Consider the following 25,435-nt stretch of genomic DNA (forward strand, 5'->3'; position numbering starts at 1 on the left):
TTCAGCATTCAGAGCTTTTGCCGGTCGCCTGTCTGAAATCTCTTCGCTGTGGTCCAAGCATGACCTGAAACCATCCAACTAACGTCTCAAGATCCCGGGCAAATCCAACCCCTTTTCGCGCGCGCATTGTAACGCGTCTTCATATCCCGCGTCTGCATGGCGCATGACACCCGTCGCTGGATCATTCCAAAGCACGTTCGCAATGCGCCGATCTGCATCCTCTGAACCGTCACAGCAAATTACCATTCCAGAATGCTGAGAAAAACCCATGCCGACGCCACCACCGTGATGCAACGAAACCCACGTGGCGCCTCCTGCAACGTTCAGCATCGCATTAAGCAATGGCCAGTCTGAAACGGCGTCAGAGCCGTCTTTCATAGCTTCTGTTTCGCGGTTGGGCGACGCGACGGAGCCGCTATCAAGGTGGTCCCGGCCAATCACGACCGGTGCCGAGAGTTCGCTAGTGCGCACCATCTCGTTGAACGCCAGACCCAGCTTGTGGCGCAGCCCCAGACCAACCCAGCAGATGCGTGCGGGCAGACCTTGAAACTCGATCCTGTCGCGGGCCATGTCCAGCCAGTTGTGCAGATGCGGATCGTCGATAAGCTCTTTGACCTTAGCGTCGGTTTTGTAGATGTCCTCGGGGTCGCCCGACAGCGCGCACCAGCGGAAGGGCCCGATCCCACGGCAAAAAAGCGGTCGGATATAGGCGGGCACAAAACCCGGGAAGGCGAAGGCATTTTCAAGACCTTCTTCCTGTGCCACTTGCCGGATGTTGTTGCCGTAATCCAGCGTCGGAACGCCCTTGTTCCAGAAATCGACCATCGCCGCGACTTGGGTTTTCATCGACGCGCGGGCTGCTTTTTCAACCGCCTTTGGGTCGCTTTCCTGCTTGTCACGCCACTGGGCCACGGACCAGCCCTGAGGCAGATACCCGTGGATCGGGTCATGCGCCGAGGTCTGATCGGTTACCAAATCGGGGGTCACGCCGCGTTTCACCAAGTCCGGAAAGACATCTGCGGCGTTGCCAATCAAGGCAACGGATTTCGCTTCACCAGCGGCCGTCCAAGCCTCGATCATAGACAGCGCCTCGTCCAGATCCTTGGTCTTCTCATCGACGTAGCGCGTCCTGAGGCGGAAATCTGCACGCGTCTCATCGCATTCGACAGCCAGACAGCATGCTCCTGCCATGACAGCAGCCAGAGGCTGCGCACCGCCCATACCGCCGAGGCCGCCGGTCAAAATCCAACGCCCTTTCAAATTGCCATCGTAATGTTGGCGCCCGGCTTCCATGAAGGTCTCGTAGGTGCCTTGCACGATGCCTTGTGTGCCGATGTAAATCCAGGATCCGGCGGTCATCTGGCCATACATCGCAAGCCCCTTCTTATCGAGCTCGTTGAAATGATCCCAATTGGCCCAGTTGGGAACAAGGTTTGAGTTGGCGATCAAAACACGTGGCGCATCCTTGTGCGTGTTGAAAACGCCCACGGGCTTGCCGGACTGAACCAGCAGGGTTTGGGTCTCATCAAGGTTCTTGAGGGTCGCGACAATAGTGTCGAAATCTTCCCAAGTCCGTGCGGCACGTCCAATTCCGCCGTAGACCACAAGCTCGTGTGGGTTCTCGGCCACATCGGGATGCAGGTTGTTCATCAACATCCGCATCGGCGCTTCGGTCAGCCAGCTTTTCGCTGTGATCTCGGACCCGGTGGGAGGGTAGACATCGCGTTGGTTATGGCGAGGATTGGTCATGTATCGGGCCTCCAATCGGCGAGTGAGCAAAGAATGGTGTGTAGAAAGCCGCGCAATTTATCCGCTTTTTCAGTGTCATAGCCCCAAGGGGCAGCTTCGGAGCTAAGATAAGTGCTTTGAGCCAGTTCCATCTGGATCGCGTGGACCCCTTGGTTCGGTTGGCCATAGTGGCGCGTGGTCCATCCCCCTTTGAAACGCCCATTGAGCACCGACGAAAAATCTGGCGTGCTTTGGCAGATGTCCTGCACCGTGCGTTCGATTGAGGGCGCGCAGGATCGGCTCTCGAAAGTGCCAATGTTGACGTCGGGCAAAGTGCCATCGAAGAGGTGCGAGATCCGGCTTCGGATCGAATGGCAATCATACAAGATAACGTGGCCATGATACGCTTTCACCCGTTCCAGTTCTGACTGAAGCGCCGAGTGATAGGGCCTATGATATGACGCGACCCGGCCCGGAACATCGTCTGCGCTTGGCGGGTCATTCCAAATGATCCGGCCGTCGAAATCTGTGGCTGGAACCAATGTCGTTGTATTCTGACCGGGATAGAGGCTGGCGCCCGCCGGGTCCCGATTGGCATCAATCACATAGCGGTGGAAATTTGCACGGACGGTTGTCGCGCCCTCAAGCAGACCTTCATAAAGTAAGTCTACATGCCAGTCCGCGTCAGCGCGCGCGTGACCCGTCTCATTGAGCTTTGAGGCAATATCGGTCGGTATGAACATGCCAGTATGAGGCAGGCCCAGCACAACAGCACTGTCACCTTGAGTAACGGTGACCGGGGTCATGCCGCGTCTCCTTTGACGAAGCCGGGCAGATCGACCGATGCCGACAAGGTGCCGGTCGCAACCAACGCGCTGGCCGCCTCAATGCTGGGCGCCATGTAACGGTCCTCTACAACTGCAGGCACGTCGGCACGCAGGACACGCATCGCGGCTTTGAGAGGTTCGCTTGTCTCAAGCGGCGCCCGGAATTCAATTCCTTGCGCTCCGCACATCGCCTCTACGCCAAGGATCACATTCAGATTCTTATTCATCCGCTCCAGCCTGCGCGCGGCATGTGCCGCCATACTGACGTGATCTTCCTGATTGGCAGAGGTGGGCGTGCTGTCAGTCGTGCAAGGGTTGGCAAGGTGTTTGTTTTCACTCATCAGCGCAGCCGTCGTGACCTCGGCAATCATCAGACCGGAATTGAGCCCGGGATCCGGCGTCAGAAACGGTGGCAAATCGAAGGACAATGTGGGGTCCACCATCAATGCGACGCGCCGTTGCGCAATCGCCCCGATCTCTGACAGAGCGACGGCGATTTGGTCGGCGGCAAAACCGACAGGCTCTGCGTGGAAATTTCCACCCGATACAATCAGGTTGTCATCTACCAGCACCAATGGGTTGTCGGTCACCGCGTTTGCTTCGATCTCCAACGTGCGCCCTGCGAAATGAAGAAGATCCATCGCCGCTCCTGTCACCTGAGGTTGGCAGCGGATACAGTACGGATCTTGAACCCGGGTATCTCCATCGCGGTGGCTCTCGCGAATTTCCGAGCCCTCCATCAAGGCGCGTTGAGCCTGCGCGACCGCAATTTGGCCGGGATGACCGCGCAATGTGTGGATCGCCTGCTGTAGCGGGGCCGTGGATCCCATGATGGCATCTGTCGACAAGGCACAGGTCAAAACCGACGTCGCGGCATTGCGCCATGCGCCCCATAGCCCGACCAAGGCACAAGCCGTCGAAAACTGCGTGCCATTGATCAAGGCGAGACCTTCTTTCGCGCCCAAGACGATGGGCTTGAGACCGGCTTTTTTCAGGGCGTCGCCTGCGGGCATCCTGACGCCATTCAGTGTCGCTTCACCCTCTCCGATCATTGCGGCCGCCATATGGGCGAGGGGCGCCAGATCGCCAGAAGCACCGACCGAGCCTTGATCAGGAATAAAGGGCAAGACACCTTTGGCAAGCATGTCCTCAATGATCTGGATCGTACGCATGGCGACACCGGACGCGCCGCGCCCCAGTGACAGTAGCTTGAGTACCATCATCAACCGGGTGGTGGCATCATCCAGCGCCTCGCCCACACCGCAGCAATGCGACAGGATCAGGTTACGCTGCAGGGTTGCGACATCATTCGCCGCGATCTTGACACTGGCCAGTTTCCCAAACCCGGTATTGACGCCATAGATCGCCTTCTCCCCCGCTGCGGCCTTAGTGACCATCGCATGCGCCGCTGCAATTCCATCGTGAAAAGCCGGATCAAGCCGAACGTTGGAACTGCCCGCCCAGATGTCTTGTAGTTGCGCGAGGGTCGCAGTGCCGGGTGTGAGGATGATCATTATAAAACGCCCCTGAAAATGCGCGTGTGAAGGGGATTGAAGCCCATCCGATAAGACAGTTCCGCAGGATGTGCCGCGTCCCAAACACACAGATCAGCACGATAACCGGGCGCAATGCGACCACGGTTCTTTAATCCAAGCGCTTGGGCCGCATGGGCCGTCATACCCAGCAAGGCCTCTAGCGGCGTCATGCGGAAAAGCGTGCAGGCCATGTTCATTATCAAAAGAGGTGACGTCAGAGGGGACGAGCCGGGATTGCAATCCGTCGCCAAAGCAATCGGAACGCCGTGGTCCCGGAAGGCCTGGATCGGCGGCAACTGCGTCTCGCGCAGGGTGTAGAATGCGCCTGGCAGAACTGTTGCGACTGTGCCGGAGCCCGCAAGCGCTTTTGCGTCGGCATTCGTCGCATACTCGAGGTGATCAGCGCTCAGAGCGCCGTATTCAGCGGCCAACCGGGTGCCGCCAATGTTTGAAAGCTGCTCGGCGTGTAGTTTGACCGGCAGGCCCAACTGCACGGCCTCATCAAAAACACGCCGGATTTGCTTGGTGTCAAAGGCAATCCCTTCGCAAAACCCGTCTACGGCATCGACCAAACAGTCTGAATGTGCGGCGTGAAGGGCAGGGATGCAGACATCATCTATATATGCATCTGGCGTTTTCTTATACTCAGGTGGCACAGCATGCGCGCCAAGGAAACTGGTGCGTATTTGGACGGATCTTTCCTGTGCGATCCGGCGCGCGACCCGCAGCATCTTCAGCTCTGTGTCGTTGTCCAGACCGTAGCCTGACTTCACCTCGATCACGGTGACGCCTTCGGAAAGAAGCGTGTCCACTCTGCGAAGCGCATCTTCGAGAAGGGCGGTTTCGTCCGCGCGCCGTGTGGCGGCTACCGTGGATAGAATGCCGCCGCCAGCCCGGGCCACTTCCTCATAGCTGGCACCATTCAAGCGCAACTCGAACTCCGCGGCACGGTTACCTCCGAACACGATATGTGTGTGACAGTCGATCAACGCCGGCGTCACAAGCCGCCCACCTAAATCATGTGTCTCTGCGGACTGATATTCGGGTGGAATGCCCCCAGCTGGTCCCACCCACGCAATCTGCGCGCCATCAAGTGCGATTGCCCCATTTTCAATCAAGCCATAGTCGCGATTGTCCCTCAGGGTCGTGAGATGTGCGTTTGTAAGAAGCATCAATCGACTCACTTGATTAGGGGTATGTTTAATGTTTTTATGTCTGCACATAATAATCTGTCAAGCGGAGCGAAACATGCAAACGATCTGGGCAGAGACAGCGCTCTTGCCGTCCGGCTGGGCCTCAAAGGTGCGCGTTGAGGTTGATGCGTCAGGTCGGATAGATGCGCTTGAAGTAGGCGCGCCAAAGGTTGGCAACCAAGTCGCATTGTTGCTTCCCGCGCCCGTCAATGTGCACAGCCACGGATTTCAACGCGCCATGGCGGGCCTGACGGAAGGTCGCGGCTCACATCGACAAGACAGCTTCTGGACGTGGCGCCAACTTATGTTCCGGTTTCTTGACCGGCTGACCCCCGAGCATATCGAGGCGATCACCGCATTGGCCCAAATGGAAATGCTGGAGGCTGGATACGGCGCGTCGGTGGAATTTCACTATCTCCACCACCAACCCGGCGGCGCGCATTATGACACTATCGCGGAAACGTCTCTTCGCATTCTATCTGCATCCGATCAAACTGGCATTGGGCTGTGTTTACTGCCGGTCCATTATCAATATGGCGGGTGTGATCAGCGAGACCTGACCGCCGGACAAATCCGGTTCGCAAATAATTTCGATCAGTTTCTGTCATTGGTCGATGCAGCAGCCGATGGTGTCAGGGCTTCATCGCTGGATACGAAAATCGGTGTCGCCCCTCATTCGCTTCGTGCCGTTGGGGTCGATCAGCTTCGTGCCTACAGTTCGGCTTTTGAACACGGCCCCATCCATATGCATCTGGCGGAACAGCGCGCAGAGGTCGAGGAAGTTGAAAGCCATTGGGGCGCACGTCCTGTCACTTGGGCCCTAGACAACATCGATCTGAATGAGCGCTGGTGTTTGATACATTGCACCCAGATGACGCCGGAAGAAACCGTTGCGCTTGCACGCTCAGGTGCAGTTGCAGGCTTGTGCCCAATAACCGAAAGCAGTTTGGGAGACGGTATTTTCGATGCGATCCGCTGGGTGGATAATGGCGGCACCTTTGCGGTTGGATCTGACAGCAACATCCGTATTTCGCTCAGCGAAGAACTCAGAACGCTCGACTACTCCCAGCGACTACGGGACGGAACGCGTGCGGCGCTTGCGTCCTCGGAGCAGTCCACCGGGCGGCGCATTTTCGAAGGGATCGTCGAAGGCGGTGCACAGGCCTCGGGCAGAGAAACGGGCAGCCTGGAAGTCGGATATTGGGCAGATATGCTTGCACTTGATACAAGTTCAGAATTCATGTGGGGCAGAGACCGGGACACGGCTCTCGACGCTTGGGTTTTTTCGGGCGACGACCGATTGGTGACCGATGTTTGGTCGGCCGGACGTCACATGGTAAAGGATGGCGCCCACACGCGTCGCAGCGAGATTGTCGCGGCATACAAAGACACGATTGACGAGCTTAGAGACGCACTATGACCGCACCGACATTCCGCAACTGGCAGAGCGTTCAAGAGGAAGTGCGTCGCCGCATTCATGCGCGCGAATGGCCTCCGGGGGAGTTGATACCGAATGAGGCCGACCTCGCGATGGAGTTTGGCTGTGCAAGAGCCACCGTGAACCGCGCGTTGCGGTCTCTGGCGGACAGTGGGCTGCTTGATCGTCGGCGCAAAGCCGGAACGCGCGTTGCCGCTCAGCCCGTGGCAAAAGCCACTTTGGATATCTCTGTCATCCGCAAGGAAGTGGAAGAGCGGGGCTGCAAATATGGCTACCAGTTGATCGAACGCAGCGAGGCTATCCCGCCTTTGGAGGTAAGTGGTTCGATGAGAACCCCAGCCGCCGGCACGCTGCTTCACGTGCGCGCACTTCATTTGGCCGACGATGCGGCCTACGCGCTGGAAGACAGGTGGATCAATACAACCGTTGTTCCGAAAGCCTTGTCCGAGGGCTTCGATCAGATCAGCGCAAACGAGTGGCTCATGGCGAATGCCCCCTACACTGGCGGCGAGATCGGATTTTCCGCTGTTCAGGCGACACCGGAAGAAGCAGATATGCTGCGTGTGTCAGAGCGCAGCGCACTCTTTGCCATAGACCGTCTGACTTGGGATCACACCGCATCCGTCACAAAAGTCCGACTGATCTATGCACCGGGCTATCAATTGCGAACAGTTTTGTAGCTGGCGCCTTTAAAGCATGTAGCAATGGCGCGCTTGCTAGATTTGGGCGCGTGAAGTTTTCGCACTTGCTGCGGCGGTTGATCCTGACACTCTAATCAGTTCACGCCTTGCTCTGGTGATAGTCTTGATAGTTTTGCTGGATCGCGATTTGGTCCACGATGAACTTGGCGTCGTGCCAGACCCCCCAAATGAAAGAGGAGCCTCTGCGGGACTGCCAAGGTAAGCCTACGAAGTAAAGACCCGGCACCTTCGAGACACCGCGTTGATGGATCGGTCTACCGCTCTCGTCCAGCGTGTCCGCGTGCAGCCAGCTGTAGTCAAATCGAAAACCGGTTGCCCAAATAATCGTGCCGATGCCACGCTCGGTCAGGTTCAGCGATCTGACCGGATCGGTGACACAGGTGGGATCAGCGGGGATTTGCCAGGCTTCGGGCTCTGGCGGCAGGTCAATCCCGGTGCGGCGCACATAGGCGTCTGCAGCTTCCAGAAGAGACAGATAGTTGGCATCGCCTGCGTCTATGTTGGTTTTGAGATCATCGGCAATGTGCAGGACCCCGTCCTCATATCCGCTGGTCATCCCTAAAAGCGTGATGCCCTGTTCAGCAAGTCGTCGAAAATCCACGGTCTTGCCGCCATGTGCGCCGCTCACGGCAATGGTCACATGTTCGGTCCCCGGCGCAGGGGTGTCCATGTTCCAGATGCCCAGTACACCAAGCCACCAGACGTTGTCACGCCCCCGATAGCGCCGTGGAGGGCGGTCGTGCGGGCCGATTGAGAAATAGACCTCACGTCCGGCATCATGCAATTCGGCCGCGATCTGGGAGCCGGATGACCCGCCTCCGACGATCAAAACAGCCCCCTCGGGCAAGGCCTGCGGGTTGCGGTAAGCGGTCGAGTGCATCTGCGTTACCTCCGCCGTGTCCGGCACGATCGACGGGATGGCCGGTTTTTGGAAGGGACCGGTGGCGCAGACGACATTGTGGGCATCAAACTCGCCCCGGGATGTGCGCACATGGAAACCTGCGCGACCCGGGTGTGGTGTGACCGCTTCAACGGTGACGCCGGTCCGGACCGGCGCGTCGATTATAAGGGCATAGTCTTCAAAATAGCGAGCGACGCTCTCCTTGTCGGGAAAGTCTTCGCCGTCACATGAAAAGGCCATTCCGGGAAAGCGGTCATGCCAGGCCGGACCATTTGCCTTCAAAGAATCCCACCGCTCCGACCGCCAGCGCTCTGCGATGCGACCCCGTTCGACAACCACGTGATCAATGCCAGCTGCACGCAGATGTTCACTGGTCGCAACACCGCCCTGACCTGCGCCGATAACAAGAGTGTCGATCTGTTCCATGGCAATCGCCTCTGTTGCTTTGTCCAACGTGCTATAGTGCGAGGGACGTCGAACCAATCAGTCATTTGCGAAGCAGTGGTTCTGCTTTGCCTAAGCAATGATAAGTTAACGGCACACTTTCTTTTAAGGGCAGGCGGTCGCACAATGTTGCGTGACGTTTCAGTGCCGACTCGCTCAAGGAGATGTGCCCATGCCCAAGGATCATGTCGACCCGATTGCCGCATTGCGCGATAACACGTCCGTGCCTTTCGAGCGTGCACGCGCCATGCCGACAGAGGTGTATACGTCGCCAACCTTCGTCGCAGCCGAGTTGGAGCATATCTTCAGCAAAGAGTGGTATTGTGTGGGGCGCGCAGATTCACTGTCGTCCCCGGGTGACTATGTATCCTGCGAACTTGCAGGCCAACCTATTGTCGTTCTGCGTGACGGTGAGGGTGCTCTGCGGGCGCTCAACAATGTCTGCCTGCACCGTATGTCGACCTTGCTGCACGGGCGGGGCAGCGCCAAGACCATCGTGTGTCCGTACCACGCCTGGACCTACAACCTTGACGGCAAACTGCGCGGCGCACCGGCGATGACGCAGAATGAAGGGTTCTGCAAGGATCACTACGCGCTCCCGCACATGCGGTGCGAAGAATGGTTAGGCTGGGTTTTTGTCTGCCTCGACCCCGATGCCGCGCCGGTCTGCGATCAGTTGGTAGAGGTCGCACAGATGATCTCTGGCTATGACATGACCAACTATTCCGAGGCGTTCTACGAAGAACACGTCTGGGATACCAACTGGAAAGTGCTGGCCGAGAATTTCATGGAAAGCTACCATCTGCCAGTTTGTCATGCAGGCACGATCGGGAGCCTGTCCAAGCTCGAAGACATGATCTGCCCCCCGGGCCGCCCTGCCTTCAACTACCACACAATTCTGAAAGATGAAGCGCTTCGCATTGCGATGGCGCATCCCACAAAGAATGACCGCTTGAAGGGAGAGGAACGGCGTATGACATATCTTCTGGCGCTTTATCCCAGCCTGATGATCACGCTTACGCCCGGCTATTTCTGGTATCTGTCCCTGCACCCCAAAGGGCCGGGTCAGGTCCACATTCGCTTCGGCGGTGGCATGTCCAACGATTTTGCCAATGATCCGGATACGAACGAGAACTTTGCACAGCTCAAGAGCCTTTTGGATGATGTGAATCTTGAGGATCGGGGTTGCACAGAGAAGGTCTATCGCGGCCTTTGCTCTGACGCGGCCACGCCGGGGCATCTGAGCCACTCGGAACGGCCGAACTATGATTTTGCGCAATATCTGATGGCCAAGATTGATGAAGGGCAGGCGGCTTGACATGACACATACCCGCATTCGCCCTTTCAACACCCGCGATACCTACCCCGAACAGGCGCTGGACAATGATCTGTGTCAGGCGGTTGTGACCCACGGGGGCAAAACGGTGTGGATGCGCGGTCAGTGTCCGCAGAACCTGGATGATGCCGTCAACCTCGACAGCCATGATCCTGTCGAACAGACCCACAAGGTGATGCAGAACATTCGCCAGTTGATCCAAGAGGCAGGCGGACAGATGGAGCATTTGGTGAAGGTGGTCGTCTACATCACCGATGTGCGCCACCGCGAAGCGGTTTACCGCACGATGGGCGAGTATATCCAAGGCGTGCATCCGGTTTCGACCGGTTTGGTGGTGCAGGCGCTGGCGCGGCCCGAATGGCTGGTGGAGATCGACGCCACAGCCGTGATCCCGGATTAGACCCATGACATTTTCCCTTGTCGCCCGATGCGCGGATACAGGCATGTTCGGCATGGCCATCTCGTCCTCCTCTCCTGCAGTTGCGGCGCGCTGTGCTTATGCGCGTGCTGGTGTTGGCGCGGTGGCCAGTCAAAATGTGACTGATCCAACGCTGGGGCCCAAGACATTGGACCGGATGGCGCAAGGCCTGTCTGCGCCGGAAGCCGTCAATGCTGTTGTGACAGACGCGGCCCATATGGAATACCGCCAGCTTCTTGCCATCGACACCGCTGGGCGTACGGCGATTCATTCGGGTGCAAATGTGCTGGGCAATTGGAACGAGGCGCAGGGACGCAACGTGGCCTCTGGTGGAAATTTGCTGGACAACACAGAGGTGCCCGCCGCCATTGTCGCAGGGTTTGAGACCGCGACAGGCCATCTGGGCGACCGCCTGATTGCCGCCATGTGCGCAGGTCTTGCTGCAGGCGGTGAAGCCGGGCCGGTTCATTCGGCGGGTCTCTTGTTGGTCGACAAGGTCACTTGGCCCGTGGCCGAACTGCGCTGCGACTGGACTGAAGACTGCCCCATCAAAGCGATTGCAACCGCATGGGATGTCTACAAACCTCAACTGGATGACTACGTGCGCCGCGCGCTCGACCCTTCAGAGGCCCCGTCCTACGGTGTGCCGGGCGACGCGTGACATCAGGCAGATGACCGAGACGGCGGGCTTTATCTGTGTAACCCTCGATCCGAATGAAGCCCCTTTCGGGCAAACTGGTAAGCGGGGACGCATGTGACGTGGAGCCTTCTCTGGCTCTGGGGTAGAAAACCTGATTTGCTGCATGCAGGTTCATGTCAAAGGAAGTACATTTGCCCCGCTTCACACTTCGGCAATTGGAGTATCTTGTCGCCGTTGGTGAGACAGGCAGCATCGCTCGGGCATCCGAGCGCCTGAATGTGTCCTCGCCTTCCATTTCAGCCGCGATCTCACAGTTGGAGGACGAACTCGGCATTTCTCTGTTTGTCCGGCAACACGCTCAAGGCCTGTCGATCACACAAGGTGGGCGCAAGGTGATTGATCAGGCAAAGCACGTCCTGAAAGAGGCCGCGACGATCGCCGACATTGCCTCAGACGTGTCCGGCACAGCACGTGGCCCTCTGGCTGTCGGATGCCTCATCACTTTCGCACAGCTCGTCTTGCCGCGCATGCGAGCCGGATATGAAGCGGCCTATCCAGATGTCCGCATAAATCAAACCGAGCTGAACCAGGCCGAGATCTTCAGCGCATTGCGCCGCTCCGATATTGATATCGCGCTGACCTACGATATGGATATCCCCACGGATCTGCAATTTACCGGACTTGTGCGCCTACGCCCTTTCGCATTGCTAAGTGCTACGCACAACCATGCGGACAAAGAAGAGATTGACATCAAAGACCTCGCTGATCTGCCAATGGTGCTGCTGGATCTGCCGATCAGCACGGATTACTTCCTTTCTCTGTTCGAAGCCGTCAAACAACGCCCCCGCATCGCCGAGCGCACGCGCGACATGGCAGTGATGCGGTCGATGGTCGGCAATGGTTTTGGCTATTCCATCGCCAATGTCCGACCGCAAAGCGATGTCTCCCCGGATGGGCTGCCACTGGTTTGCGTGCCCATTGCAGGCTCTGTGCGGCCTTTGCGCATGGGCTTGCTTACGACGCAGGGTGCGGAAAACTCTCGCACCGTGCGAACCTTCATGAATTTCGCCCGCGATCAGGTCGCCTGCGGTGCGCTTGAACCCATCGGCGGGGAGCCGTTGTAATGACGCTGTCACTGGACATTCTGGACCGGCTGATTGCGTTTGACACCGTCAGTCACCGGCCCAACCTTGATCTGATAGCCTATGTTGAGGATTTTCTGCGCGCGCGACAGTTTCGGGTCCACCGTATCCCCGATCTAACCGAGGAAAAAGCAGGCCTTTACGCAGAGATCGGCCCGCAGACGGACGGCGGCCTTCTTTTGTCAGCGCATTCCGACGTTGTCCCGGTGGAAGGCCAGGCATGGACCCGTCCACCCTTTCAGCTGACACGCAAGGGCGACCAGCTTTTCGGGCGTGGCACGACGGATATGAAGGGCTTTTTGGCCGAAATGCTGGCGACAGCGGATAGGGCGAGCGGAAAAGCCCTGAAAGCGCCGCTTAGGCTGCTGATCTCCTACGATGAAGAGATCGGCTGCGTTGGCATTGACCGCATGAAAGACCGCCTGAAACCTCTGTTGAAGCGCCCCGAACTGGCCATCGTTGGCGAACCGACCGAAATGCAAGTCGCGATAGGTCACAAGGGCAAGCGGGCTTATATGGCACGGATAACAGGTCAGGCAGGTCACTCTGCGTTGGCACCACGGCATGTCAGTGCACTGCATATTGCGGTGGACTTTGTCGCGGCCCTGCGCGCGTTGCAGGACGGGTTGGCACGAAACGGCAGCCGGGATGACAGCTATGACATTCCCTATACTACGATCCATGTGGGCCGGATGCACAGTGGCACCGCATTGAATATAGTGCCGGTTAGCGCCGAAGTGCTGTTCGAATTTCGACACCTCGCGGAAGATGATCCAGACCTTCTGGAGCGTAGGATCAGCGAAGCCGTCGATGCAGTGAAAGCGCCGTATTCCAAAGTTGCTGGCGTGAAACTGCAGCCCTTGGCCGCCTATCCGGGTTTGGCGACTGCAGCCACGAACGCGGCAGTAACCTCAGTGCAAAACTGGTCAGGTGGCAAAATCTGCAAAGTGGCCTTCGGCACAGAAGGCGGTTTTCTTTCAGACCTTGGCATTCCTACGGTTGTTTGCGGCCCCGGTTCGATGGCAGATCAGGGCCATAAGGCAGACGAATACATCTGCGAAGCGCAACTCACGAAATGCGCGCAAATGCTCACCAGAGCTCTCAAACACCTGCTTTAGAGGGAAGGCCGACATCATGGCGGCCCGCAGCGCTTAGTTTGTCTGATACCGACACGATACGCGTGCGAGAGAGAAGGCGTGGCCATTTTCTTGAAAGCTGCGGACTATCTGCCACTGTCCAGCTCAACCTCGCTGAAATCTCGAACAACTTGAACATCGATACCAATGGCACGGCTCCATCCTACGGCGTCTTCGGCAATTTCCGGTAAGTTGTCGGTCGGCTGCCGCAAGAGTATGCGCGAAATCCTCTCGGGATGATCTCGTGCAATCCTTCCGTAAATTTCGGCGTCGTGCTGACCGGTATCCCCGACGAGAACAAATTTCCGATCGGGTTGAGCGGCGAGGATGGTCTGGACTGCCGCGCCCTTGTGATCGCCGTGCGTGCCCGTCACGAATTGTGTTTGCGAGATGCCCAGATCGCGTAGGAACATGGGGCCGAGAGGAAGCCCATTCCTTTCGAACACACGATGAAGAAACGTATGCAGGTTCCAAGGGGACGACGACACGTAAAAGATCGGTGCGCCCCGCGAATGAAAGTGTTTGATCAGATCAATCGAGCCTGGAAAGACTTGCCGCGATGCAACACTACCCGTGATCGTGTTCCACAGGTTGATCACAAGGGAATATGCGCCGGTATGCATCATCGTATCGTCGATATCCGAGATCACGCCGGTTTCATCGTTATCCGGAACAAGAAAGACCTTGGCATGCGCGCTTGTGGTTTTGGCCGTTAACTCGACCGTCCCGTCCTCGGCAATCGCGTCGCGGGGGACAACAAGCTTGAAATAGCCTTCCTCGTCGCTTTCCACCGTGACGTCACCCGAAGCGATCGACACCGAGACGTCAGCCCGTTCATCGGTTGCAAAACGACGGAAAAATTCACGCGCACTTTGCCATTTATTGCTCTCATCGTGGTCGCGACGTTTCGGTGCCGCAGTCAGAATGCGACCACGAAGCACCACGCCCTCAGGCGTTTCATATCCGGCGTATGGCTCGATACGACAGGGCGCATCGCTTACGTTCTTGACGGCATCAATGCGCCGCTCGATGGGCTCCAGAATGCGAGCGAGAAAGAGTTTTACGGACATGACATCCCATTTGTTTGGAAGCGGATCACTCTGAACAACCTCCAACAGAAACAATGGTTCCGTTTCCGGATCGCAACTTCGTTCCGCTCGGATAGCTAAGGCAACACCGGTCTTGTAGACGCAGAATATGACCGACTGGGCGGGCTACAGCGCAGCTTTTGGTTGTAGAGCTGCAGGTTGGCTTAGGGCTGAAGGTAGACACCTTTCGTAGAACCCATATTCACAACTTGACCAAAATGCATGTCAGGTGTCGCCTAAAAATTAGTCGAAGGTGTTCGTGGCGTGAAAAATTATTTAGTCATAACAATAATTTTAAATACTAAGATCAAGTGCCTGTCGGCATCACATCTTAAATACCCGCTCCCCAACCGCACAGTTCTTCACGCGCCTATGAACCTGGCGGCCCTTCACCCGAGATAAACCACATCGGCCGGGTAGGAATGTTCGTCCACAAAATCTGCATTTCGCAAGTCATTCTCACGCGCGCGTTTGAGGGCGTCACGATGCGACAGACCATGAGTGTACCAACGCTCAACGAGGCGTCTTTCAAGTTCATCGTGCTCAACACGCAGGCTGACAGTCAGATCAAACGCGTTCTTTAGCTGAGCCCAGGGCGTGGTATTCAGCAATAGATAATTTCCCTCAATCAGAACGATCTGGGTGTCAGGGCCGATCCGATCACCTGCGGGTATTGTCTTGTCCGCAGCCCTGTCGAAGGTCGGGACCGTCAAAACGGGCGTCTCGCGCAGATTTTGCACCAGATCGACGAAGCCCTGTGCATCAAAGGTCTCGGGCGCACCCTTGCGGTCGAGCAGGCCCAGATCGGAGAGTTCCGCATTATCCAAATGAAACCCGTCCATCGGCAGCACCATGGCGATCGCGCCCAAGTGTTCGGCAAGCTCTGCGGCCAAGGTGGATTTGCCAGATGCGGGCGGGCCCGCAATGGCAATCAGGCAGCGCGCAGCATTCGGCGAAAGACCCTCGATGCGACGCAGAAGTGTGTCGAAATCCGTGCCAGCCATCACGCGGACAAATAAGCTGATATCGCCGCGCGCGCGCCATCTTTCCAGATCATCCGCAACCAGCGATCAAAGGCTTGGGCAAAGCGATGATCATGGGCAAGATCGCCGTAGAATTGTGTCTGCTGCAGCCACGCGTTCGGGTTGGATTTCGCCGCGAGGGCAGCAGATGTGAGATCATCCCAAACCGGATCATTGGCTTCAATCTGCTCTCCGGTCTCGCGCGTGCCTTCGCACATGCGCGCCCAGAATGCCTCGACCAGCGCCAAGCCGTCGATGGACGCACCAGCCGCCAAAGCATCTCGCAAGATCGGCAGCACAAAGCCTGGGTGTCGGGAAGAGCCGTCAAAGGCCACGCGCCGCGTCGTATCCCGGATCAGCGGATTGGCAAAACGGCCTTCGATCAGCGCAAGATAATCCAGTGGGTCAACACCCTCCACGGCATCCACATGGGGCAGGATGCCGTCCGTTTCGACCTTATTGAAGAACGCAGCCACATCCGCATCGGCCATACAATCGGCAATCGTGGCAATGCCCAAAACCTGGCCGACATTTGCAAGAACCTGATGCCCTGCGTTCAACATGCGGATCTTCATGTTCTCGTAGGCGTGCACATTATCGGTGATGGTGACGCCAGCCTCCTCCCATGGGGGGCGCCCCGCGCAGAATCGGTCTTCCAGCACCCATTGGCGGTACTTCTCGTGGGTCACGGGGGCGGCGTCATCAATGCCCAATTGTTTGACGAAAGACAGCTCAGCGTCGCCCGTGGCCGGGACGATACAATCCACCATCGCGTTGGGAAAACAGGCCTCGCGGTCGATCCAATCTGCCAATTCCGGGTCGATCAGCTTGGCCAGACCGACAATGCTTTGGCGCAGCACAGCCCCATTGTTTTGCAGGTTGTCGCAGCATTGCCCGGTGAACGGCTTTATCCCGGCAGCCCGCCGCGCCGCATAGGCCGCAATCATCGCACCGAAGGCTGTAATCGGCTTTGCAGGATGATGCATATCGTGCTGGATGTCGGGATGATCTATGTCCAGTGCGCCGGTTTCGGTCTGGTAATACCCGCCCTCGGTCACGGTTAAAGAGACGATCCGGATCCGCGGGTCAGACATCGCTGTGATCAGCGCAGAATTACCAGGCTGAACCTCGATGAAGTCAATCATTGGGCCTGTGACCTCTACCGAGGTTCCTTTGGGATCAAGCTCAATCAGTGTCGTCAGACAGTCCTGCGCCAAAAGCCGTTCGCGCATCTTCGCATCACCCGACCGCACGCCAGCGCCGATAATCGCCCAATCATGTGCGAGGCCTTGCTCCATCAACTGGTGTAGATACCAGGCCTGATGGGCGCGGTGAAAATTGCCTAGACCGATATGCACAATGCCTGGGGTCAGTGCTGCATGGTCGTAACCCGGCACTTTGACGGTCGCCGGAAGCGTCCGCAGGGTTGCCTCGCTCAGCTTTGAGACGGCCGTATGTTCAGCCTGACCTGCCATCAGCTCATCCAATTCCCGCCATCGACATTGTAGGTCTGGGCCACGATGTAACGCGCCTCTTCAGAGGCCAGAAAGACCGCCATGCCGGTCAAGTCTTCTGCGGTGCCCATACGCCCATAAGGCACCGCTGCCCCCACTTCGCGTTTCTTCTGGCCGGGCTCTTTGCCCTCGTATTTTGCAAAGAGCGCGTCCACATGATCCCAATGCTCGCCATCGACGACACCGGGCGCGATGGCGTTGACGTTGATGCCATGCTTGATCAAATCCAGGCCTGCCGATTGGGTCAGGCTGATAATCGCGGCCTTGCTGGCGCAATAGACCGCAACCAAGCCTTCGCCTCTCCGTCCGGCCTGAGATGCCATGTTGATGATCCGCCCGCCATTGCCTTGCGCGATCATCTGCCGCGCCGCCGCCTGCATCGTGAAAAGCGCCCCTTTGACGTTGATATCAAAGACGCGCTGATAGTCAGACGCGGTGATCTCCATCACAGGGGCTGCTGTGAAAATCGCGGCATTGTTGATCAGGATGTCGATCTGCCCAAAGGCCTCTACACCCGCTGCAATCCCGGCTTCAACGCTGGCTTGGTCGGTGACGTCCATTTTCACGGCAAGCGCGGCTGTACCGATCTCATGCGCCGCGACTTCGGCACGATCTGCGTCGATATCGGCAATCACCACTCGCGCGCCTTCGGCCACATAGGCCTTGGCGAAGGTCAGCCCGATCCCACGGGCGGCGCCCGTAATCAGCGCGGTTTTGCCTGCCAGCCTTTGCATTACGCCATCCGCAGCCCGTCTGCGCCAAAGCGATGAATTTCGTGGCTGCGCGGGGTCAGATGAATGGTGTCGCCATGTTTAAGGCTCACATCCCCAATCGCGCGCACGGTCAAGGTCTCGGCCAGCCCGGTATTGTGGATGTGAAAGAACGTGTCAGAGCCCAGATGCTCGGCCACGCCCACCGTGCCTTGCCAGAGCCCACCGCTTTCGACAACGTCGATATGCTCTGGCCTGATACCGATGGTGGTGGCGTCATGCTTGGCTGCCTCAGCCCCTTCGATCAGGTTCATCTTTGGCGAACCGATAAAGCCCGCCACAAACGTGTTGCGCGGCGTGCGATAGAGTTCAAGCGGGGTGCCGACCTGCTCAATCACGCCGCTTTGCAGCACGACGATCTTGTCGGCCATGGTCATCGCTTCGACTTGATCATGGGTCACGTAAATCATCGTGGTCTCAAGCCGCTTGTGCAGCTCGGAAATCTCAAGGCGCATGCCGACGCGCAACGCGGCATCAAGGTTTGAGAGAGGCTCGTCAAAAAGAAACGCCGCAGGCTCGCGCACAATTGCGCGTCCGATGGCCACACGCTGGCGTTGACCGCCCGACAGCTGACCGGGACGACGATCCAGATAGTCGGTCAGGTTCAGCACGCTGGCCGCACCTTCCACCCGCTTGGTGATCTCTGCCTGATCCATCTTGGACATGCGCAGTGGGAAGGCGATGTTCTTGCGTACCGACATATGCGGGTAAAGCGCATATGACTGGAACACCATCGCAAGGCCGCGCTTGGCGGGAACCACATCCGTGGCGTCCTTGCCATCGATCTCGATATGGCCGGTGGTGATATCCTCCAGCCCGGCAATCAAGCGCAGCAACGTGGACTTGCCGCAGCCCGAGGGACCGACGAAGACGGTAAACTCGCCGTCTTCAATCGTCAGGTCCAGCGGAGGAATAACCTGAACATCGCCAAAGCTTTTGGTGACTTGCTTGAGTTCTATCTGTCCCATGTCTCTGGTCCTTTACTTCACGGCGCCGAATGTCAGGCCGCGCACAAGTTGCTTTTGGCTGAACCAGCCAAGAATGAGGATCGGCGCGATGGCCATGGTCGAGGCCGCGCTGAGCTTTGCGAAAAAGAGGCCTTCGGGGCTGGAATAGCTGGCAATGAACGCAGTCAGCGGGGCCGCATTGGCCGCCGTCAGGTTCAGCGTCCAGAACGCCTCGTTCCACGCGAGGATGAAGTTCAGCAGCACTGTCGAGGCGATGCCCGGGACCGCCATTGGGGTCAGCACGTAAAGGATTTCCTCCTTCAAGGTCGCGCCATCCATGCGGGCTGCTTCAAGGATCTCACCAGGAATTTCCCTGAAATAGGTGTAGAGCATCCAGACGATGATCGGCAGGTTGATCAGCATCAGAACAACGATCAGACCACCACGGGTATCCAGCAGGTTGAACTCCACAAAGATCAGGCTGATCGGGTAAAGCACGCCGACAGCGGGCAGCATCTTGGTGGACAGCATCCACAGCAGGATGTCCTTGGTGCGCTTAGAGGGCACGAAAGCCATCGACCATGCCGCGGGGATCGCAATGAGGATGCCCAGCAAGGTCGAACCACCGGCCACAATAACCGAGTTCCACAAGAACTTCATATAGTCCGAGCGTTCCTGCACGATGGCGTAATTCTCCAGCGTCCAGTCGAAGTTGAAGAACAGCGGCGGATCATTGATCGCCTGCGCTTCGGTTTTGAAGCTTGTCAGAATCGTCCAGAAAATCGGGAAGAAGATGATTAGCGCAATCGTCCACGCAGCAGCGCTGGTGATGATCTTGCGATTGGTCGTTACAGCACGGGCCATGAGATCAGCTCCTCACGTGTCCAGATTTTTGCCGACGATGCGCATCAGGAAGATCGCAACGATATTGGCAAGGATGATGGCGTAGACACCGCCCGCAGACCCCAGCCCGATGTTTTGGCTGTCGATGACCCTCTGGAAGATCAGATAGGTCAGGGTGCGGGTGCCGAAAGCGCCGCCGGTGGTGACGAAAATTTCTGCGAAAATCGACAGAAGAAAGATCGTCTGAATTAGGATCACGATGGTGATTGCGCGCGACAGATGCGGCAGCACGATGAACCAGAACCGCTTGAGGGCAGGGGCGCCATCCATCTCTGCGGCCTCCAACTGTTCGCTGTCCAGCGACTGGATCGCGGTCAGCAGGATCAGCGTTGCAAAGGGCAGCCACTGCCACGAGACGATCATGATGACCGAGCTGAGCGAGGCATCCGACAGCCACGAGACGGGCGCGGCCCCGAAAAAACGCCAGATATGGGCAAAGATGCCGTTCACCGGGTCCATCAGCATGTTTTTCCATACGAGGGCCGAAACGGTTGGCATCACGAAGAACGGAGCGATGACAAGGATACGAACAACGCCTTGGCCCCAGATCGGCTGATCCAGCAGCATCGCCAGAAGGATACCGAGAACGACCGTGATGATCAAAACACCGCCCACCATGATCAGGGTGGTCTGCACGCTGGGCCAGAACGAGCTGGACGACAAAAAGCGCGCGTAGTTGTCAAACCCGACCCAATCCAGGCCACGCTCAATACTGTCACCACGTAAGGGCAGGTATTTGGTGAACGAGAACCACAGCGTCATCGTCAGTGGCACCAGCATCCATCCAAGGAGCAAGACCACGGCGGGCGCCATCATGATGCGGGCGGCTGAGCGAGATGCTTTGGTTGCCATTGGATATACCTCGTTCGTAGACGGGGGCGCCGTCTGGGTACGTTATGGAACGGTGCGAAATTTGAAAGGGGGGCTCACGGGCAGCACAAGGCCGCCCGTGAAACCAGTGCGATTTAGCGGTAACCTGCGGCTTCCATCGCTTCGTTGGTGATCGCCTGAGCTTTTTCAAGCGCTTCCTCGATGCTCTGCTGACCTGCATATGCGGCCGAGAACTCCTGGCTCACTTCGGTCGCGATACCCGCAAACTCGGGGATCGCTGCGAACTGAATGCCGACATAGGGGCTTGGCTCGACAGTGGAGTCCGTGGGATCGGCCGACAGGATCGAGTCCAGTGTCATCTGTGCGAAAGGCACGGCCTGATAGTCAGGGTTCTCGTAAAGCGAGGTGCGTGCGCCCGGAGGCACGTTGGCCCAGCCTTCGTTCGCTGCAACCAGCTCGATATAGTCCTTGGATGTGGCCCATTCGATGAACTGCTTGGCTTCGGCTTCCTGCTGGGTGCCCGCCGGGATCGCCAAGGCCCATGCCCACAACCAGTTGGAGCGTTTGCCCAAACCATTGTCAGGTGCCAGTGCAAAGCTCACGCTGTCTGCAACGGTCGAGTCGTCGCCGGTCACAAAGGATGCAGCTACTGTGGCGTCGATCCACATGCCGCATTTGCCCTGATTGAACAGCGACAGGTTCTCGTTAAAGCCGTTGGTCGCGTAACCCGAAGGGCCGGACTCGTCCATCATGCCTTTGTAGAAGTTGAGCGTATTGGCCCAAGCTTCGGTGTCGAACTGTGCGTTCCAGTCCATGTCGAACCAGCGTGCACCGAACGAGTTGGACATTGCCGTAATGAATGCGCCGCCTTCACCCCAACCGGCTTTGCCGCGCAGGCAGATGCCATTGATGTCGTTATCGCGGTCAGTCATGGCAGCGGCTGCTTCGCGGATGAACTCCCATGTCGGCGCGTCTGGCATCTCAAGGCCAGCGGCTTCCATCAGGTCCGTGCGATACATCACCATCGAGCTTTCGCCGTAGAACGGTGCCGCATAAAGCGTGCCGTCATGGGACAGACCACCGGCCATTGCAGGCAGGATGTCGTCCACGTCATATTCAGCCGACAGATCGTCCAGTGGGACCAGCCACTCGTTGGCACCCCAGATCGGCGTTTCATACATGCCGATGGTCATGATGTCGAAAGCACCGCCTTTTGTGGTGATGTCTGTCGTCACGCGCTGACGCAGTACATTCTCTTCCAGTGTAACCCATTCAACCGCAATGCCGGTCTGTTCGGTGAACGTGTCCGTGTAGCCCTGCATACGGATCATGTCGCCATTATTGACGGTGGCAATGGTGATGGTCTTGCTGTGGCTTTCGGCGAATACACCGCTTGTGGCAACCAACGTCATCGCTGTGGCCGCACAAAGTGTGGTCCTCAAAGACATCCGAGTTCCTCCCTATTGGATGTGATGCACGCACGCTAATCGGCGGGGCCACGCGCCGTCAATAAAAAATTTACGCGCGTAAAATAATTTGAGCTTAAGCTGAGTCTCTCATGATCAGCTTGCCCTCCAATCTCGTGCTTTCCCAAGGCTTTACCGTGCCTTCGATTGCCGTAAAAAGGGTTTCGGCAGCGGTTTGGGAAACCGCATCATAGTCATGCGAAATGGTTGTCAGCGGAGGGCAGGTATAGCGCGAATGCGGGTGACCGTCCTGTCCCGCAACACGAATCGTGCACTCCGGACCGCGCCCGACATGGATGCCCTGCTCGTAGCAGGCCGTCAGCAATCCAATTGCCAGACGGTCGTTTGAGCACAGAATGGTATTGGTCGAAAAGCGGCCGCTTTTCAAAGCGTCATGCCCGCCAAGACGTCCAATCTCTTCGATGTCCCAACCTTCCCCTTCGACCGAGATAACATGCGGTTCAAATCCATAGACTTTCATCGCATCCAGATAGCTTTGTCGTCTGCGATGCGCATTCGGATTGGCCGGTGTCTTCATCTCGAAAAAGCAGGGTGGCTCCCCGGTTCGGCACAGATAATCGGTGATATGCGATGTGAACTGAAAGTTGTCAGAGCCTACAAAAGCTAGGCCGATTTGATCCACACTGCTGTCAAAAATCAAGGTCGGCACGTCTGCGCAGAACTTCTCAAGCCCCCGCAAATTAGAGGCCCGCCCCAGCGGCGCCAAAAGCACCCCAGCGGGCTTCAGCGAGCGGAGCGTTTCAAGAACCTCCACCTCCATCGCCGTATCTCCGTGGGAACTGAACAGCGTCGGACGGTAGCCTTCCGCGACACATCTTTGCTCAAGGCTGCGCGCAATCTCGGCAAAATAAGGGTCAGTCAGAAGCGGCACCACAATTCCGATCGTCTTGGTCAGCTTCCGGTTCTGGTTCATCGCGTAGATATTGGGCCGGTAGTCATGCGCCTCCAAGGCGGCTTCGATCTTGGTGCGGGTGCGCTCCCTTACGCTTTCGGGTGCATTGAAGTACTTGGACAATGTGGGTCGAGAGACGCCGCTCACGCGGGCAAACTCGTCCATGTTCCGAATTTTGATGCCCGCCATATGTCACTGCCTTCTCATATGAGCTTCCGTAAAGATCGAAAACTTTCCTAGGCAAAGCATTTCTTGTCGCGCGTCAGAAATCAACCTTTCAAGAATACACGGCACCGATCCAATACGTATGGGCCGCAGGTTTTGCCCTTTTGCTAAGCGTCTTGCGCGGCGAGGATCGCGGCTCCGATAGCCGCTTCGGTCTGCGGTGCGATCTGGAAGGACACGTCAATCATCCGCTCTCGGATGGCCAGCCAAGCTGGGTTCTTCACCCCACCGCCTGCTGTATAGACCCGCGTAATATCGGGCGCGCCGCGCGCCTTTAGCGCCTTGTAGCATTGCGCCTCAATCCGGGTGATCCCCTCCAAAAGCCCATGCAGAAACAGCACGTCACTGTCCGGGCGCGGGGTCAACCTCGGCTCCAGCGCGGGATCATTCACCGGAAAGCGCTCGCCGGGGCGGGGCAGGGGGTAGTAATCCAACCCGCTCGATTGCGCCGGGTCGATTTGCGCGCTGAGACTGGCCAAATCTTCCAACTCGAACAGCGCCAAAAGGGCCCCTCCGCCCGTATTTGAGGCCCCGCCGACAAGCCATGCATCACCTAGCCGGTGGCTGTATATTCCGTGGGCCGCATCAACAATCCGCACATCGCTCAGCAACTTGATCGCAAGCGTCGTCCCAAGCGAGGTCACAACCTCGCCGATCTCAGACGCACCTGTCGCCAGAAATGCCGCGATACTGTCGGTTGTGCCTGCACAGAACAGTAACGACGGCGTAAAGCCGAACTGCGCCACAGCGTCCGCGCTCACCTGTGCCAGCGGCGTGCCAACCGGATGCACCTCCGGCAGCAGATGCGTGTTGACTGGCGTCCTGTTAATCCAATCAGGCCAGCGCCGCGCGACCACATCATAGCCCGTTTTCAGGCTGTTATTCTCATCCGATAGCCCCGCTTTGCCGGTCAACTTCGCCAGAATGAAATCCGCCTGATGGCACATATGCGCCGCGCGCTGGGCGGTATCCAACCCTTGCAACCGCAACAACCGCGCCAGCGCCGAGGAGGCCCCGCGGGTAATATCCCCATCTGGCGCGTGTTGCGCGATCTGAGCCGCCTCCTCGTCGAACCCGCCAGAGAAATACATCAATGGGTCCGTCACCGGCGTCAGATCGGCATCCACCAACACCATTGTGCCGGACGTCCCGTCAATCGCGGCGCGCTCAATCGCCGCCATTCGGTCCGTGCCAATTTCCGCCCGCAGCGCGTCCAGCCCTTCGACAACCGCATGCCACCAGCCCATCGCACTGTCATCGGGGTAGCCCCCGCGCGTCATCGCGATCACCTGATGATCAGCGTCAATCACCGCACAGCGAATGCCCGAGGTGCCCAGATCAATGCCAAGCGACAGGCTCATGGTATTGCTTTCTCCGCCAATGCTTGACGGTACTTCTCTGCATCCCAGTTCAGCAATTCTGCTTCGGCAGCCATGCCAATGGGCTCTGGAGTCCAGTCTTCCGGCACGCGCGAAAGCACATCCATCAGACATTGCAACATCGCCCGCTGAGACGTCGTCGCATCCGCACGCAAAGCCGCCCCATCTTCGGTGAGGAAGGCGGGCGCGTCAGGGCTGGTCGGTAACGCAGCGCCCAGAAACACGACGTGATCCGGGTAGTAAGATCCGGCCAATGCCAGTTCCCTCAGCTGCGCGTTTGTCGCCAAAGGCGTTGCTTCGGGCATCCATTCATAGCCTTCCGGTGCTGCACGTTCTGGCACCGCAGCGGCCGATATCAGAACCGGCATTTCCAGCCGCGCCTCGACCTCTTTGATCAATGCCGCGACGTCCTCGACTGTATCACCCGCACAAACAAGGCCATGATTTTCTAGGATAATCACCTGCGTCTCCGCGTGTAAACGCTCCGCAATTGCACCTGTCAAAGGCACACCCGGCTTGTGATAAGGCACAAAGATCACCGGCAGCCCAGCCAGTTTTTCCGCCGCCACAGCACGGCCCTCTGGGCTGATCGCATGCACCAATGTCGGCACCGAATGGGTATGCGCAACGACGGACCAATCGAGCAGCGCGTGAAATGTTGTCTCAATCGACGGGCGCAGCGTGTTGGCCGGATCAATCACAGTCGCCTTGCAGGTCCCGTCGCCTGCCCCAAACGCCTCCGCCTTGGCCTTTTCGCGGTCTACTGCCACAAAGATCGGCTTCACCTCCGCGTCCGCCAGCTCTGTACCGGACGCTTTGATCCACATCACTTCCCCTTCCTTGATCGAGGTGTTGCCGCCGGGCCCTTGCACTTGCAAAGGGTCTTGGCCAAGGCGCGCAGACAGCGTGCGGAAGGCGGGGGACAGGTCGGTCATCAG

The 25,435-nt window shown here is 57.8% G+C and carries 23 protein-coding genes; 7 read left to right on the forward strand and 16 right to left on the reverse strand.

Annotation, left to right across the window (positions count from 1 at the left end):
• Nucleotides 1-78 precede the first annotated feature (78 nt).
• The 4 genes from hutU to hutI are packed head-to-tail and all read right to left on the reverse strand — an operon-like array spanning nucleotide 79 to nucleotide 5,262.
• Nucleotides 79-1,749 (reverse strand): urocanate hydratase, encoded by a 1,671-nt coding sequence (gene hutU / locus KUW67_RS14045; protein ID WP_224825953.1) that lies wholly within the window; start codon nucleotides 1,747-1,749, stop codon nucleotides 79-81.
• Nucleotides 1,746-2,534, reverse strand: coding sequence for an N-formylglutamate deformylase (hutG, locus tag KUW67_RS14050; protein WP_224825954.1), 789 nt, complete (start codon nucleotides 2,532-2,534; stop codon nucleotides 1,746-1,748). Before hutG ends, hutU begins: the two co-directional genes overlap by 4 nt.
• Complete coding sequence (gene hutH, locus KUW67_RS14055; protein ID WP_224825955.1) at nucleotides 2,531-4,069, reverse strand: histidine ammonia-lyase; 1,539 nt, start codon at nucleotides 4,067-4,069, stop codon at nucleotides 2,531-2,533. The genes hutG and hutH overlap by 4 nt, the downstream gene beginning before the upstream one ends.
• Entirely contained in the window at nucleotides 4,069-5,262 is a 1,194-nt protein-coding gene (gene hutI / locus KUW67_RS14060; RefSeq protein WP_224825956.1) for an imidazolonepropionase, read from the reverse strand. The genes hutH and hutI overlap by 1 nt, the downstream gene beginning before the upstream one ends.
• A 76-nt stretch (nucleotides 5,263-5,338) precedes the next feature.
• Between hutI and KUW67_RS14065 the strand changes: the two genes are divergently transcribed.
• Nucleotides 5,339-6,703, forward strand: a complete 1,365-nt coding sequence (locus KUW67_RS14065; protein ID WP_224825957.1) for a formimidoylglutamate deiminase — start codon at nucleotides 5,339-5,341, stop codon at nucleotides 6,701-6,703.
• Nucleotides 6,700-7,401: a UTRA domain-containing protein gene (locus tag KUW67_RS14070; protein WP_224825958.1), complete on the forward strand. Its 702-nt coding sequence runs from the start codon at nucleotides 6,700-6,702 to the stop codon at nucleotides 7,399-7,401. The genes KUW67_RS14065 and KUW67_RS14070 overlap by 4 nt, the downstream gene beginning before the upstream one ends.
• A gap of 100 nt (nucleotides 7,402-7,501) precedes the next feature.
• Here the strand turns inward: KUW67_RS14070 and KUW67_RS14075 are convergent, their stop codons facing one another.
• Nucleotides 7,502-8,755: an NAD(P)/FAD-dependent oxidoreductase gene (locus KUW67_RS14075; protein ID WP_224826065.1), complete on the reverse strand. Its 1,254-nt coding sequence runs from the start codon at nucleotides 8,753-8,755 to the stop codon at nucleotides 7,502-7,504.
• Nucleotides 8,756-8,939: 184 nt separating this feature from the next.
• Between KUW67_RS14075 and KUW67_RS14080 the strand changes: the two genes are divergently transcribed.
• The 5 genes from KUW67_RS14080 (at nucleotide 8,940) to argE (ending at nucleotide 13,421) form a co-directional block, all read left to right on the forward strand.
• The gene (locus KUW67_RS14080) at nucleotides 8,940-10,085 is read left to right on the forward strand and encodes an aromatic ring-hydroxylating dioxygenase subunit alpha (protein ID WP_224825959.1); all 1,146 of its coding nucleotides are present in this window, start codon (nucleotides 8,940-8,942) and stop codon (nucleotides 10,083-10,085) included.
• A gap of 1 nt (nucleotide 10,086) precedes the next feature.
• Nucleotides 10,087-10,503: a RidA family protein gene (locus KUW67_RS14085; protein WP_224825960.1), complete on the forward strand. Its 417-nt coding sequence runs from the start codon at nucleotides 10,087-10,089 to the stop codon at nucleotides 10,501-10,503.
• A 4-nt stretch (nucleotides 10,504-10,507) separates the two neighbouring features.
• Nucleotides 10,508-11,182, forward strand: a complete 675-nt coding sequence (locus KUW67_RS14090; RefSeq protein ID WP_224825961.1) for a DUF1028 domain-containing protein — start codon at nucleotides 10,508-10,510, stop codon at nucleotides 11,180-11,182.
• A 170-nt stretch (nucleotides 11,183-11,352) separates the two neighbouring features.
• The gene (locus tag KUW67_RS14095) at nucleotides 11,353-12,285 is read left to right on the forward strand and encodes a LysR family transcriptional regulator (RefSeq protein WP_224825962.1); all 933 of its coding nucleotides are present in this window, start codon (nucleotides 11,353-11,355) and stop codon (nucleotides 12,283-12,285) included.
• Nucleotides 12,285-13,421: an acetylornithine deacetylase gene (argE, locus tag KUW67_RS14100; protein WP_224825963.1), complete on the forward strand. Its 1,137-nt coding sequence runs from the start codon at nucleotides 12,285-12,287 to the stop codon at nucleotides 13,419-13,421. The genes KUW67_RS14095 and argE overlap by 1 nt, the downstream gene beginning before the upstream one ends.
• Nucleotides 13,422-13,525: 104 nt before the next feature.
• On the opposite strand, the gene KUW67_RS14105 is transcribed toward argE, so the two are convergent.
• The 11 genes from KUW67_RS14105 to KUW67_RS14155 form a co-directional block, all read right to left on the reverse strand.
• Nucleotides 13,526-14,509: a phosphatase domain-containing protein gene (locus KUW67_RS14105; RefSeq protein ID WP_224825964.1), complete on the reverse strand. Its 984-nt coding sequence runs from the start codon at nucleotides 14,507-14,509 to the stop codon at nucleotides 13,526-13,528.
• 407 nt (nucleotides 14,510-14,916) lie between these two features.
• Nucleotides 14,917-15,531, reverse strand: a complete 615-nt coding sequence (locus KUW67_RS14110) for an AAA family ATPase (protein ID WP_224825965.1) — start codon at nucleotides 15,529-15,531, stop codon at nucleotides 14,917-14,919.
• On the reverse strand, nucleotides 15,531-17,024 hold the full coding sequence (locus KUW67_RS14115; protein WP_224825966.1) for a mannitol dehydrogenase family protein: 1,494 nt from the start codon (nucleotides 17,022-17,024) through the stop codon (nucleotides 15,531-15,533). The genes KUW67_RS14110 and KUW67_RS14115 overlap by 1 nt, the downstream gene beginning before the upstream one ends.
• Nucleotides 17,024-17,797: an L-iditol 2-dehydrogenase gene (locus KUW67_RS14120; RefSeq protein WP_224825967.1), complete on the reverse strand. Its 774-nt coding sequence runs from the start codon at nucleotides 17,795-17,797 to the stop codon at nucleotides 17,024-17,026. The genes KUW67_RS14115 and KUW67_RS14120 overlap by 1 nt, the downstream gene beginning before the upstream one ends.
• On the reverse strand, nucleotides 17,797-18,801 hold the full coding sequence (locus KUW67_RS14125) for an ABC transporter ATP-binding protein (protein ID WP_224825968.1): 1,005 nt from the start codon (nucleotides 18,799-18,801) through the stop codon (nucleotides 17,797-17,799). The genes KUW67_RS14120 and KUW67_RS14125 overlap by 1 nt, the downstream gene beginning before the upstream one ends.
• Before the next feature lie 12 nt (nucleotides 18,802-18,813).
• Complete coding sequence (locus KUW67_RS14130; RefSeq protein WP_224825969.1) at nucleotides 18,814-19,644, reverse strand: carbohydrate ABC transporter permease; 831 nt, start codon at nucleotides 19,642-19,644, stop codon at nucleotides 18,814-18,816.
• A 12-nt stretch (nucleotides 19,645-19,656) separates the two neighbouring features.
• Nucleotides 19,657-20,535, reverse strand: coding sequence for a carbohydrate ABC transporter permease (locus tag KUW67_RS14135; RefSeq protein ID WP_224825970.1), 879 nt, complete (start codon nucleotides 20,533-20,535; stop codon nucleotides 19,657-19,659).
• A 113-nt stretch (nucleotides 20,536-20,648) separates the two neighbouring features.
• Nucleotides 20,649-21,962, reverse strand: a complete 1,314-nt coding sequence (locus tag KUW67_RS14140; RefSeq protein ID WP_224825971.1) for a sugar ABC transporter substrate-binding protein — start codon at nucleotides 21,960-21,962, stop codon at nucleotides 20,649-20,651.
• 94 nt (nucleotides 21,963-22,056) lie between these two features.
• A complete protein-coding gene (locus KUW67_RS14145) occupies nucleotides 22,057-23,082 on the reverse strand; it encodes a LacI family DNA-binding transcriptional regulator (RefSeq protein WP_224825972.1) in 1,026 nt (341 codons plus the stop codon).
• Between the two features lie 143 nt (nucleotides 23,083-23,225).
• Nucleotides 23,226-24,479 carry an FGGY-family carbohydrate kinase gene (locus KUW67_RS14150; protein ID WP_224825973.1) on the reverse strand — a complete coding sequence of 418 codons (1,254 nt, stop codon included), beginning with the start codon at nucleotides 24,477-24,479 and terminating at the stop codon, nucleotides 23,226-23,228.
• Nucleotides 24,476-25,432: a class II aldolase/adducin family protein gene (locus tag KUW67_RS14155; protein WP_224825974.1), complete on the reverse strand. Its 957-nt coding sequence runs from the start codon at nucleotides 25,430-25,432 to the stop codon at nucleotides 24,476-24,478. Before KUW67_RS14155 ends, KUW67_RS14150 begins: the two co-directional genes overlap by 4 nt.
• Nucleotides 25,433-25,435: the final 3 nt, after the last annotated feature.

It is taken from the genome of Cognatishimia sp. MH4019 (genome assembly GCF_020177595.1).
In the GTDB taxonomy this organism is placed as follows: Bacteria; Pseudomonadota; Alphaproteobacteria; order Rhodobacterales; family Rhodobacteraceae; genus JAHTBL01.

Bases quoted from the DNA above. Each gene is read 5' to 3' on its own strand.
- KUW67_RS14140 (WP_224825971.1), bottom strand. From the start codon at position 21,962: ATGTCTTTGAGGACCACACTTTGTGCGGCCACAGCGATGACGTTGGTT.
- KUW67_RS14145 (WP_224825972.1), bottom strand. From the start codon at position 23,082: ATGGCGGGCATCAAAATTCGGAACATGGACGAGTTTGCCCGCGTGAGC.
- KUW67_RS14070 (WP_224825958.1), top strand. From the start codon at position 6,700: ATGACCGCACCGACATTCCGCAACTGGCAGAGCGTTCAAGAGGAAGTG.
- KUW67_RS14150 (WP_224825973.1), bottom strand. From the start codon at position 24,479: ATGAGCCTGTCGCTTGGCATTGATCTGGGCACCTCGGGCATTCGCTGT.
- KUW67_RS14105 (WP_224825964.1), bottom strand. From the start codon at position 14,509: ATGTCCGTAAAACTCTTTCTCGCTCGCATTCTGGAGCCCATCGAGCGG.
- hutI (WP_224825956.1), bottom strand. From the start codon at position 5,262: ATGCTTCTTACAAACGCACATCTCACGACCCTGAGGGACAATCGCGAC.
- KUW67_RS14110 (WP_224825965.1), bottom strand. From the start codon at position 15,531: ATGGCTGGCACGGATTTCGACACACTTCTGCGTCGCATCGAGGGTCTT.
- hutU (WP_224825953.1), bottom strand. From the start codon at position 1,749: ATGACCAATCCTCGCCATAACCAACGCGATGTCTACCCTCCCACCGGG.
- KUW67_RS14085 (WP_224825960.1), top strand. From the start codon at position 10,087: ATGACACATACCCGCATTCGCCCTTTCAACACCCGCGATACCTACCCC.
- KUW67_RS14130 (WP_224825969.1), bottom strand. From the start codon at position 19,644: ATGGCCCGTGCTGTAACGACCAATCGCAAGATCATCACCAGCGCTGCT.
- KUW67_RS14115 (WP_224825966.1), bottom strand. From the start codon at position 17,024: ATGGCAGGTCAGGCTGAACATACGGCCGTCTCAAAGCTGAGCGAGGCA.
- KUW67_RS14135 (WP_224825970.1), bottom strand. From the start codon at position 20,535: ATGGCAACCAAAGCATCTCGCTCAGCCGCCCGCATCATGATGGCGCCC.
- KUW67_RS14080 (WP_224825959.1), top strand. From the start codon at position 8,940: ATGCCCAAGGATCATGTCGACCCGATTGCCGCATTGCGCGATAACACG.
- KUW67_RS14125 (WP_224825968.1), bottom strand. From the start codon at position 18,801: ATGGGACAGATAGAACTCAAGCAAGTCACCAAAAGCTTTGGCGATGTT.
- hutH (WP_224825955.1), bottom strand. From the start codon at position 4,069: ATGATCATCCTCACACCCGGCACTGCGACCCTCGCGCAACTACAAGAC.
- hutG (WP_224825954.1), bottom strand. From the start codon at position 2,534: ATGACCCCGGTCACCGTTACTCAAGGTGACAGTGCTGTTGTGCTGGGC.
- KUW67_RS14090 (WP_224825961.1), top strand. From the start codon at position 10,508: ATGACATTTTCCCTTGTCGCCCGATGCGCGGATACAGGCATGTTCGGC.
- KUW67_RS14065 (WP_224825957.1), top strand. From the start codon at position 5,339: ATGCAAACGATCTGGGCAGAGACAGCGCTCTTGCCGTCCGGCTGGGCC.
- argE (WP_224825963.1), top strand. From the start codon at position 12,285: ATGACGCTGTCACTGGACATTCTGGACCGGCTGATTGCGTTTGACACC.
- KUW67_RS14120 (WP_224825967.1), bottom strand. From the start codon at position 17,797: ATGCAAAGGCTGGCAGGCAAAACCGCGCTGATTACGGGCGCCGCCCGT.
- KUW67_RS14155 (WP_224825974.1), bottom strand. From the start codon at position 25,432: ATGACCGACCTGTCCCCCGCCTTCCGCACGCTGTCTGCGCGCCTTGGC.